Origin of the sequence: Streptomyces swartbergensis (assembly GCF_002148965.1) — a bacterium.
GTDB classification, from domain to species: domain Bacteria; phylum Actinomycetota; class Actinomycetes; order Streptomycetales; family Streptomycetaceae; genus Streptomyces; species Streptomyces swartbergensis.
On sequence record NZ_NGFN01000012.1, the window covers coordinates 44,828 to 55,814 of the forward strand.

Sequence of the window (10,987 nt, forward strand, 5' to 3'; positions counted from 1 at the left end):
CGCCCTCGCCCGGCGACGCCTCGACGTCCTGTAGGCCCTCATACGCGACCAGCGGACCTTCACCCCCGAACGACCACAACGCGGCCTCTCAGCGGCATAGCACGGTCACCGTCCGCTCCCCGCAGCCCATGACAAACCTGATCGTGAATCATTGCCTCAGGGCGCGCGTGCACGCGGAAATGCTTTGGTCTCGATCGACGAGGCCGTCGGCGATGCCCGACGAGTCGGGCCGCTGGGTGCATCGAGCCGCCGGCTTCCCCCGGCCGTGTGTGATTTCGTGATACGTGAGAGGGTCTGAGGCGTGAGTGAGACACCGTCGAACACCCTGCAATACCGCTTTGACGGGCCAGAAGAGGCTCCGGTCCTGATCCTGGGCCCGTCCCTCGGTACCACATGGCACATGTGGGACCGCCAGATCCCCGAGCTGATCAAGCAGTGGCGCGTCTTCCGGTTCGACATGCCGGGACACGGCGGCGCTCCCGCGTACCCGGCGGGCTCGGTCGCCGACCTCACCACACGGCTGCTGACCACCCTCGAAGGGCTCGGCGTGCAGCGCTTCGGGTACGCGGGCTGCGCCCTCGGCGGCGCGGTCGGCATCGAGCTGGCCCTGCGCCATCCCGAGCGGCTCGCCTCCCTCGCGCTGATCGCCGCCTCGCCGCGCTTCGGCACGGCCGACGAGTTCCGGCAGAGAGGCGTGATCGTCCGGACGAACGGGCTCGACCCCATCGCCCGTACCGCGCCCGACCGCTGGTTCACCGGCGGGTTCGCCGCCGCGCAGCCCGCGATCACCGAGTGGGCCGTGCAGATGGTGCGCACCACCGACCCCGGCTGCTACATCGCCGCCTGCGAGGCGCTCGCCTCGTTCGACGTCCGGGCCGAGCTCGGGCGGGTCGGCGTGCCGACGCTGGTCCTCGTCGGATCGGACGACCAGGTCACCGGCCCCGCCGAGGCCCGCACCCTGGTCGCCGGCATCCCGGACGCCCGCCTCGCCGTCGTCCCCGGCGCCTCCCACCTGGTTCCGGTGGAGCAGCCCGCGGCCGTCACGGACCTCCTGGTGCGGCACTTCTCCACCGCCTGGCAGCCCGTCTTCGAGACCTCCACCGGCCAGACCGCCCTGCCCGCGGCCGCCGTCAAGCCGGTCCTGTCCGCCGCCCCCGCCCAGCCCGTCCAGACCGGGCCCGTCGCCGAGATCGCCCCGGTCGTGCCGCAGCAGCCCCAGGGACGGCCCGACCCCTACGACGCCGGGCTCAAGGTCCGCCGCGAAGTGCTGGGCGACGCGCACGTTGACCGGGCGCTGGCACAGGCCGACGAGTTCTCCGGGGACTTCCAGGAGTTCATCACCCGCTATGCCTGGGGCGAGATCTGGGACCGCCCCGGCCTCGACCGCCGCACGCGCAGTTGCGTCACCCTCACGGCCCTGGTCGCCGGCGGCCACCTGGACGAGCTGGCCTTCCACACCAGAGCGGCGCTGCGCAACGGCCTCACCCCGGGCGAGATCAAGGAGGTGCTGCTCCAGGCGGCCGTCTACTGCGGCGTACCGGCGGCGAACAGCGCCTTCAAGGTCGCCCAGCAGGTCATCCGCGAGGAGACCACGCCCCAGGAGTGAGCCCGCGGGGGAGCGCGGAGGCAGGATGGAATCATGAAGCTCACGAAGAAGTCGCACGCCTGCGTCCGCCTCGAGAAGGACGGCCGCACCCTCGTCCTCGACCCCGGCGGGTTCAGCGAGGAGGACGCCGCGCTCGGCGCGGACGCGATCCTCGTCACCCACGAGCACCCCGACCACTTCGACGAGTTCCGGCTGCGCGCCGCGATGGAGAACAACCCGGCCGCGCAGATCTGGACCCTGAAGTCCGTCGCGGAGAAGGTCTCCTCCGCGTTCCCCGGCCGGGTGCACACCGTCGGCCACGGCGACACCTTCACCGCCGCCGGCTTCGACATCCAGGTCCACGGCGAGCTCCACGCGGTGATCCACCCGGACATCCCGCGGATCACCAACGTCGGCTTCCTCGTCGACGGCGGCAAGGTCTTCCACCCCGGCGACGCCTTCACCGTCCCCGGCCACCGGGTCGAGACGCTGATGCTCCCGGTGATGGCCCCGTGGAGCAAGATCTCGGAGGTCATCGACTACGTCCGCGAGGTCAGGCCGCAGCGCGCCTACGACGTCCACGACGCCTACCTCACCGATCTCGCCCGCCCGATCTACGACCGCCAGATCGGGCAGCTCGGCGGCTCCGAACACCTGCGGCTGACCCCGGGGGACTCCGCCGAGGTCTGAGGCTCCAGGGCACCGGGCCGGGTTGTCAGACCCGCCGGGTAGGTTGTGGGGCATGCGCATCGCGACCTGGAACGTGAACTCGATCACCGCCCGCCTGCCGAGGCTCCTGGCCTGGCTGGAGAGCAGCGGCACGGACGTGCTGTGCCTCCAGGAGGCCAAGGTCGCCGAGGACCAGTTCCCGACGGAGCAGTTGCGCGAGCTGGGCTACGAGTCGGCGGTCCACGCGACCGGCCGGTGGAACGGCGTGGCGGTGCTCTCCCGCGTCGGCATCGAGGAGGTCGTCAAGGGCCTGCCCGGCGACCCCGGTTTCGACGGCTCGGTGGAGCCCCGCGCCATCTCGGCGACGTGCGGCCCGCTCCGCGTCTGGTCGGTCTACGTGCCGAACGGCCGTGAGGTGGACCACCCCCACTACGCCTACAAGCTCCAGTGGTTCGAGGCCCTCAAGGCCGCCGTCGCCGGTGACGCGTCCGGCAGCCGCCCCTTCGCGGTGATGGGCGACTACAACGTGGCGCCGACGGACGACGACGTCTATGACCGCGCGGCCTTCGAGGGCTCCACCCACGTCACCCCGGCCGAGCGCGCCGCCCTCGCCTCCCTGCGCGAGGCGGGTCTGTCCGACGTGGTCCCGCGGCCCCTCAAGTACGAGCACCCGTTCACGTACTGGGACTACCGCCAGCTCTGCTTCCCGAAGAACCGCGGCATGCGCATCGACCTCGTGTACGCCAACCAGCCGTTCACGAAGGCGGTCAAGGACGCGTACGTGGATCGCGAGGAGCGCAAGGGCAAGGGCGCGTCGGACCACGCCCCGGTCGTGGTGGACCTCGACGTCTAGGAACTGCCTGCGACCCGTCCCACCCGACACCCGCTAGAGCAGCCGCAGGTCGACCGAGTCCGCCAGGGCCGCCAGCCCCGCGTCGCCCGGATGCAGATGGTCCCCGCTGTCGTACGCGGGCAGCATCCGGGACGGCCGCTGCGGATCCCGGACCACCGCGTCGAAGTCGAGCACGCCGTCGAAGACCCCGCCGTCCCGGATCCACTCGTTCACCGCGACCCGCTCGGCGTCGACGGCGGCCGTGCAGCGCGCCTCGCCCTCGCAGGGCAGGATCGTCGCCGCGAGCATCCTGACGCCCCGGGCGTGCCCGCGTGCCGCCAGCTCGCGCAGCCCCGCGATCACCTGCTCCGCCGAGGTGTCCCAGCGCAGGTCGTTGACGCCTTCGAAGACGACGGCCGTACGAGCCGTCGGCTGGGCGAGGACGTCGCGGTCGAACCGGTGCAGGGCGCTCACCCCGGCCGCGTCCGTGGACACCCCGTCGCCGGGATACCGGTCGGTGACCACACGGTTGCCCGAGATGCCCTGATTCAGTACGCCGTAGCGCGGGACCGTGGTCTGTTTCAGCAGCCGGCCGGCCAGCACGTCCGGCCACCGCCGGTTCGCGTCCACCGTGGACCTGTCGCCGTCGGTGATCGAGTCCCCGAGCAGCACGACGGACCCGGGCCCGCCGCTCACGTCGACCCCGGCGAGCAGCGGCCAGCTGGTGATCACCGAGTCGTACGCGTCCGCGGAGACGTCCGCCGCGTGGTCGCCCGGCCCGCTGACGTACGACCGCTGCTGCGCCAGCCGGTGCACGGGCGCCGCCGCCACCGTGCCGGGCAGATGGAAGCTCACCAGCAGGTTGGCGCCCGCCGGGACGGCGAAGCCCAGCGGATCGCTGTACGCCTGGGCCCCGGCCGGGATCTCCACGTCCCCCGCACCGCCGAAGGACAGCGGCACCGGCGTCCCTCGTGCCGCCGCGCCCGACGCCTGCACGGCGACCGTCGCGCCGCCGATCCGTACCGGCGCCGCCGCGAAGGTGTTGTCGAACCGCACCCGCACCCGGGGCCCGCCGGCCGACGTGTGCACCACGAGCCGCAGCGTCCGGTCCGTCCACGGCCCCACGGCGGTGTAGCCGGAGGTCGACGTCGTCCAGCTGCCCGTCCAGCCCCGCGTCGCGGTCCGGACCGACACCGCGAAGACGTGCAGCCCGGGCGCTTGCGGCAGCCGGACCGAGGCGACCGGGCGCCCCGGCGCCAGCGGCACCGTCACGACGTACAGGCGGGCCCGCTCGGTGAGTTGCCCGCCGGGCGTGTTGATGTGAGGCAGGGCCACCGCCTTCGTGGCGAGCGGCCCGGTGCGCCAGTCGGGCGCGGTCAGCCGGTACCCGGAGCGGGTGCCGTTCGCGTACGTGATCACGCCCGGGCCGCCCACCTCGGTGCCGGCGGTGCCCGCCACCAGGAAGGCGAGGGCGTCCCCGCGCCCCGTGACGCGCACGTCCTGGCCGGCCGCGCGGACGTTGTCCGGCTCGCCGGGCTGCCGCCGCGGCCAGGTCAGCCGGGCCCCCTGGACGGTGAGGCGACGGCCGGGCGTCCAGCCCGCGGCCGCGAGGTCCCGCGCCGACAGGGAGGCACCGGCACCGTCGAAGTCGGCCTGCGCGGGCCGTCCTTCGTTGCTGACGGCGACGTTGTCGAACAGCCGCTCAAGCGGCACCGGTGCGGCCCGCCGCTCCTCGACGGCTTGCGCAGGCACCGCCGGCACCAGGGACCCGCACAGGGCCAGGACGATCAGGATCCCCCGGACACATCGGCGCACGGCCGACTCCTCCCGCTCATCGACACACGACGCAACAAGACGAAACGCAGGAACGGAACAGATGACACGGCAAAAGCCGAGGCGGACGAGGCGCGACGCACGGTGAAACTAGGGAGACGGCAGAGGCACGTCAACGAGCCCTGCACGAACTCGGCGTGAACTTGTCAGGTACCGGCGAGCCCGCGCGCCTGTGGTGCGTACGGCGGTACGAATGACACGCTGGGCTTATGAACATCCCTTTCCTGGGCAACCGGCGCCGGAAGCTCGGGGTTCCCGATCCGGCAGGCATCGCGGAACTCCTTGCCGAGTGTGAACTGCTGCGCTCCCAGGCGTCCCGGGCGGGTGTCCGGCTGGACGACTCGGCGGCCTCGCTGGAGGCGCTGGACCAGCTCGTGCCACTCTGGCGGGACGACGAGGAGACCCTGACCTGGCTCGGCAACGACGCAGGGCTCTACCTGGGCACCGTCATCGTGCGCAGCGTGCCCGGAGCGGCCTGGGAGATCCGGTCCGACGGGCAGCCCGTCGTGCGGCTCGCCTCCGGCCGGGAGTTCGACGTCGTGGACTCCGGTCACGAATGGGCCGCGAACGGCGTGCCCGAGCTGTCCCAGCTGTACGCGGAAGTCGCGGAGGCGTGAGACTGGTCTTCAGAACGCTTGATCCTCAGAACCGCTGAGCCTCAGAACCTTTGGCCCAAAGTCCGCCGTAAATACGGCTAATGATCGAAAAGTGCGTGTCGCCGTTCAAGTCCGATCTTGCCTGGATACGTTGCGGCAACCACCACACAGCTGAGAGTGAGTAGGGCTGAGCATGGCCGTCGATCCGCTGATCGAGCTGCGTGACGTCAACAAGCACTTCGGTGAGCTGCATGTCCTCCAGGACATCAACCTCACCGTCGGCCGGGGGGAGGTGGTCGTGGTCATCGGCCCGTCGGGGTCGGGAAAGTCGACACTGTGCCGGGCGATCAACCGTCTGGAGACCATCGAGTCCGGACAGATCATCCTCGACGGGCAGCCGCTGCCGGAGGAGGGCAAGCCCCTCGCGCGGCTGCGCGCCGACGTCGGGATGGTCTTCCAGGCGTTCAACCTCTTCGCCCACAAGACCGTCCTGCAGAACCTCTCCCTGGGGCAGGTCAAGGTGCGCGGGCGCAAGAAGGAGGACGCCGACAAGCGCTCCCGTGAACTGCTCGACCGGGTCGGCGTCGCCGACCAGGCGGACAAGTACCCGGCGCAGCTCTCCGGCGGCCAGCAGCAGCGCGTGGCCATCGCCCGCGCCCTGGCCATGGAGCCCAAGGCGATGCTCTTCGACGAGCCGACCTCGGCCCTCGACCCGGAGATGATCAACGAGGTGCTGGAGGTCATGAAGCAGTTGGCCCGCGACGGCATGACCATGATCGTCGTCACGCACGAGATGGGCTTCGCCCGCTCGGCCGCCAACCGCGTCGTCTTCATGGCCGACGGCCGGATCGTCGAGGACCGCACCCCCGACGAGTTCTTCACCAACCCCACCAGCGACCGCGCCAAGGACTTCCTCTCCAAGATCCTCAAGCACTGAACGGCGGGGCTCCGGACGGCTCGTCGCATCGGACCTCGACTACGATGTGCCCTTCATCCCTGTCGGAGAGGGGGACTTCGCCGAATTCCGCCGATCCCGCCCGGGGTGAGCAGACCGCCCGCCCGCTCCGCGGGCCACTCCCGCCGGGTGCGGCCCCCACGGCCCTGTCGGCCACGGGGGCGGCGGTTCACATCGGCCAGGCCCGTCCGGCGGCAGCCGGAGATCACTGCTCGCGCAGCGGAACCGACACGTACGACGGGTCGTTCTCCGGCGAGGAGAAGGTCAGCTGCGCGCCGGACGGGTTGTGCTCGATGTAGAGCGGGTCGACCGTGTCGACGACCAGGGCGAGGCGGTGCCCGGCCGGGACGTCGTAGGCCGTGGAGTACAGCTCCAGGTCGACGCCGAACGGCTTTCCGGGGGTGCGCCCGTGGAAGGTGTACGGCGCGTGGGAGACCAGCTTGCCGAGGCCGAGCGGCCCCACGTCGTACAGGTAGGCGACGAGGGTGCCGCTCTCCTTGGCCGGGGTGAGGGTCGTGTGCAACTTCGCCGTTCCGCGCACCTGTTGGGCCGTGGCGTACTTCTCCGACTGCCACACGGCGGCCCAGCGGCGGGGGAGCAGCGGGATGGAGGCGACCGGGGGCAGCTGGGCCACCTGGTCGAGGATGCTGGACAGGAAGACGACTCCGCCGTCGGCCCCCGAGTTCACGTTCGTGCGGATCGTGGTCGTGCCCGCGAGGTCGATCTTCCGGTTCCTCGCGGCGACCGACTTCCAGTCCGGGTAGCCCTCGTAGCCGCCCGCCGCACGGGACTTGAGCTGGACGGGCTGTTCCCGGTCGATGCCGTTGTCCTCGCCCCTGAGGTAGTGGTCGAACCAGCGCTCGGTGTCCTTCCACACGTCGTTGGGCAGCCCGAACAGGCCGGTCAGCTCGGCGGTGGCGTGGTCCCCGGGGCGCATTTCCAGCCGCTTCGGGCCGGTCAGCTTCTCGTAGAAGTCGGCGTACTGGTTGGGCGGGAAGACCGTGTCGCCCCAGGCGTTGGCGAGCATGATCGCCGCGCCGTTCTTGTTGATCTGGTCGACGTAGGTCGCAGCGGAACGTTTCTTCCCCCAGGCGATGAGCTCCGGCTCCTTCGCCAGGTTGGAGGAGTAGAAGTCGTCGAAGACCTGCCGGAGTTCGGCGCCCTGCCGGCCCGTGACCAGGCTCGCGCCGTCCAGCAGGGCGGCCGCCTGGACGTGCTGGGTGCGCCCGGAGTAGATCGAGCCGATCAGGTCGGCCCAGCCGCTCAGCGAGGCGACCGCGCGGACCCGCTTGTCGTGCGCGGCGGTGAGCAGGCTGATGCCGGCGCCGTAGGAGACGCCCGCCATGCCGATGTGCCCGGCGTCCGAGGGGGTGCTGGCGAGCGCCCAGTCGATGACTTTCGAGGCGTCGGCCACGTCGGGCGGGCCCGCGACTTCTATCTCGCCGCCCGACTGCCAGAAGCCGCGCACGTTGTAGGTGACGACGACGTACCCGGAGTCGGCGAGCTTCTGGGCCTGGGCCAGGTACTCGACCTGAGGCAGACCCCAGCTCGTGGGCATGACGAGCAGCGGGTAGCGGCGCGTGCCGTCGGCGCCGGCCGGGGTGACGACGTTGGCCTTGAGGACCGTGCCGCCGTCGCCGGTGATGTCGACGAACCGGATGGGGCTCGGCGCCGCCTGGGCGGTGGGGGCGAGTCCGAGGGCTGTACCGGCGACCAGGGTCGCCGAGACGGCGCCTACGGCGGTGGTGCGCAGGGCCTTGCGGTGATGTCCCACGGGTCACTCCTCACTCGTGTCAGTGCAAAGTGACCAGACGGTAACCTCGACCCCTTACCAGTGGTAACCCGTCGGTAAGTTACGTGCCAGTAACGATTGTTGAGAAGTGGAGGACTTCAGGAGGCCCGGTGGCTGCCCCGTGGAGCCGGGGCGGGGAGTGGCGTCTGTGCCACGCGCGTCACGTCCTCGACCATCTCCACGACGTCCGGCCCGTACGCCTGCGAGTTGATCACCTTCAGCAGCAGCACGAACGAGTTGTTGCCGTACTTGCGGGCCAGCCGCTCGTGGTTGCGGGCGAGATAGCGGGTGGTGGCCTGGTTGGTGATCGACGTCTGGCCGCAGAAGAGGAAGACGGGACGGGTGTGCTGGCTCCGCTCCGCGGTGAGCCGGGCGAGCAGCGCGTACTCCTCCCTGCCGTTCTCCACGCGGTAGCGCTCGGAGCCGATCAGGAACGAGCCCCGGTCCGGGCTCGGTTCGGCGTCGACGTTCACCCGCACACCGGGCAGCAGGGAGGACAGGTGGGCCGCCATACGGCGGTTGGACGCCGGTCCGCCCACACAGAACTCGGTGCGCTCGCCGAAGCCCTGACGTGCCGTGTCGTGCGGCAGGATCTGGGCGTGGGCGTTGCAGTCCTTGATCAGCGCGGCGAGTTCGAGCAGCGCGAACACGTCGTAGCGCATCACGGCGAACTCGGGCCCCGCGGCGCCCCGGTTCACCACCAGCAGGGATTCGGAGTTGTCGGGCAGTCCGAAGAAGGCCTGCTTCCGGCGGAGCTTGCGCCGGTACAGATAGGTGCGGGCCACCCAGCCGAGCGCGGCGCTGATACCCGCCGCGACCACGCCCAGGACGATGTTGCGCACGTCGTCATTCATGGGCGCGCATGGTAGCGGGCGTCGACACACCCGTGTTCGACACGTTCCTGACGCGGCCATGGCGATGAATTAAGCTGCGCGGACGGCCTTTCACTGGAGGTGCGGATGCGTCGCCCTGTCGCACGGAATCTGAGGGTCCTGGCGGTTTCGGCCGCTGTGGTGGTGTCGGCGGGAGCGGCGGCGCCGCCACCCGCCGCGCAGAGCACCGGCGGTGAGAAGTCCCCGCTGGCCGTCGGCTACGGCGGCGCCGTATCGAGCGTCGACCCCGACGCTTCCGCCGCCGGGATCGAGGTCCTCAGGAAGGGCGGCAACGCCGTCGACGCGGCCGTCGCCACGGCCGCCGCGCTCGGCGTCACCGAGCCCTACTCGGCCGGCGTCGGCGGAGGCGGCTACTTCGTCTACTACGACGCCAAGTCCCGTACGGTCCACACCATCGACGGCCGGGAGACCGCCCCGCTGACCGCCGACAAGAACCTGTTCGTCGAGAACGGCAAGCCCGTCCCCTTCGCCCAGGCCGTCAGCAGCGGCCTGAGCGTCGGCACCCCGGGCACGCCCGCCACCTGGCAGACGGCGCTCGACCATTGGGGCAGCAAGCGGCTCGGGAGCGTCCTGAAGCCGGCCGAGCGGCTCGCCCGTGACGGCTTCACGGTCGATGAGACCTTCCGCTCGCAGACGGCGTCCAACGAGACCCGCTTCCGCTACTTCCCGGACACCGCCGAGCTGTTCCTGCCCGGCGGACGGCTCCCCGTCGTCGGCTCCACCTTCAAGAACCCCGACCTCGCCCGCACCTACGCGGAGCTGGCCCGCAAGGGCGTCGGCGCGCTCTACCGCGGTGACATCGGCCGGGACATCGTCGACACGGTCAACAAGCCGCCCGTGGACCCGGCGTCCGGCTGGAACGCCCGCCCCGGCGACCTGTCCGAGAGGGACCTGGCCGCCTACCGCACCAAGCTCCAGGCGCCCACCAAATCCGCGTACCGCGGCCTCGGCGTCTACTCCATGGCGCCGTCCTCCTCCGGCGGTACGACGGTCGGCGAGGCGCTCAACATCCTGGAGCGGACCGACCTGTCGAAGGCGAGCCAGGCGCAGTATCTGCACCGCTACATCGAGGCCAGCCGGATCGCCTTCGCGGACCGGGGCCGCTGGGTGGGCGACCCGGCCTTCGAGGACGTACCGACGAAGGAGCTGCTGTCGCAGCGGTTCGCCGACTCGCGCGAGTGCCTGATCAAGGACGACGCGGTGCTGACGAGTCCTGTGGCGCCGGGCGACCCGCGCAATCCCGCGCGGTGTGGCTCCGGTGGTACCGCCGCCCCGACGACGTACGAGGGCGACAGCACGACGCACCTGACGGTGGCCGACAAGTGGGGGAACGTCGTCGCCTACACGCTCACCATCGAGCAGACGGGTGGCAGCGGGATCACCGTGCCGGGGCGGGGGTTCATCCTCAACAACGAGCTGACGGACTTCTCCTTCACCCCGGCGAACCCCGCCGTGCACGACCCGAACCTGCCGGGGCCGGGGAAGCGGCCGCGGTCGTCCATGTCGCCGACGATCGTTCTCGACCGGCACGACAAGCCGGTGGTGGCGCTGGGGTCGCCGGGTGGCGCGACGATCATCACGACCGTCCTGCAGACGCTCACCGGGTTCCTCGACCGGGGGTTGCCGCTCGTCGACGCGATCGCGGCGCCGCGCGCCAGTCAGCGGAACGCCGCGCAGACCGAGCTGGAACCCGGTCTCGACAGTGGCGTGCGCAAGCAGCTCGAAGCGATCGGGCACTCCTTCAAGGCCAATCCGGAGATCGGGGCGGCCACGGGGGTTCAGCGGTTGCCGGGTGGGAAGTGGCTCGCTGCGGCTGAGACCGTGCGGCGGGG

9 protein-coding genes are annotated in these 10,987 nt (G+C 71.1%); 6 read left to right on the plus strand and 3 right to left on the minus strand.

The annotated features are described in order from the left end of the window. Positions 1 to 301 precede the first annotated feature (301 nt). The 3 genes from pcaDC to CA983_RS03920 are packed head-to-tail and all read left to right on the plus strand — an operon-like array spanning position 302 to position 3,107. Positions 302 to 1,606 (plus strand): bifunctional 3-oxoadipate enol-lactonase/4-carboxymuconolactone decarboxylase PcaDC, encoded by a 1,305-nt coding sequence (gene pcaDC, locus CA983_RS03910; protein WP_086599460.1) that lies wholly within the window; start codon positions 302 to 304, stop codon positions 1,604 to 1,606. A gap of 33 nt (positions 1,607 to 1,639) precedes the next feature. Beyond that, positions 1,640 to 2,275 carry an MBL fold metallo-hydrolase gene (locus tag CA983_RS03915; protein WP_086599461.1) on the plus strand — a complete coding sequence of 212 codons (636 nt, stop codon included), beginning with the start codon at positions 1,640 to 1,642 and terminating at the stop codon, positions 2,273 to 2,275. A 52-nt stretch (positions 2,276 to 2,327) separates the two neighbouring features. Further along, positions 2,328 to 3,107, plus strand: a complete 780-nt coding sequence (locus CA983_RS03920) for an exodeoxyribonuclease III (protein ID WP_086599462.1) — start codon at positions 2,328 to 2,330, stop codon at positions 3,105 to 3,107. 33 nt (positions 3,108 to 3,140) lie between these two features. Here CA983_RS03920 and CA983_RS03925 read toward each other — a convergent pair whose 3' ends face one another. Further along, positions 3,141 to 4,901, minus strand: coding sequence for an SGNH/GDSL hydrolase family protein (locus CA983_RS03925; protein WP_086599463.1), 1,761 nt, complete (start codon positions 4,899 to 4,901; stop codon positions 3,141 to 3,143). Positions 4,902 to 5,128: 227 nt separating this feature from the next. On the opposite strand from CA983_RS03925, the gene CA983_RS03930 reads away from it, so the two are divergent. Then, positions 5,129 to 5,536 (plus strand): DUF6278 family protein, encoded by a 408-nt coding sequence (locus tag CA983_RS03930; RefSeq protein WP_086599464.1) that lies wholly within the window; start codon positions 5,129 to 5,131, stop codon positions 5,534 to 5,536. Positions 5,537 to 5,708: 172 nt separating this feature from the next. After that, positions 5,709 to 6,452, plus strand: coding sequence for an amino acid ABC transporter ATP-binding protein (locus CA983_RS03935; protein WP_086599465.1), 744 nt, complete (start codon positions 5,709 to 5,711; stop codon positions 6,450 to 6,452). 223 nt (positions 6,453 to 6,675) lie between these two features. On the opposite strand, the gene CA983_RS03940 is transcribed toward CA983_RS03935, so the two are convergent. Further along, positions 6,676 to 8,244, minus strand: coding sequence for an alpha/beta fold hydrolase (locus tag CA983_RS03940; RefSeq protein ID WP_086599466.1), 1,569 nt, complete (start codon positions 8,242 to 8,244; stop codon positions 6,676 to 6,678). Positions 8,245 to 8,360: 116 nt separating this feature from the next. Next, on the minus strand, positions 8,361 to 9,116 hold the full coding sequence (locus tag CA983_RS03945; protein WP_086599467.1) for a hypothetical protein: 756 nt from the start codon (positions 9,114 to 9,116) through the stop codon (positions 8,361 to 8,363). A gap of 105 nt (positions 9,117 to 9,221) precedes the next feature. Between CA983_RS03945 and ggt the strand changes: the two genes are divergently transcribed. Next, positions 9,222 to 10,987: gamma-glutamyltransferase (gene ggt / locus CA983_RS03950; RefSeq protein WP_086599475.1), on the plus strand; the 1,766-nt coding region annotated here is incomplete at its 3' end.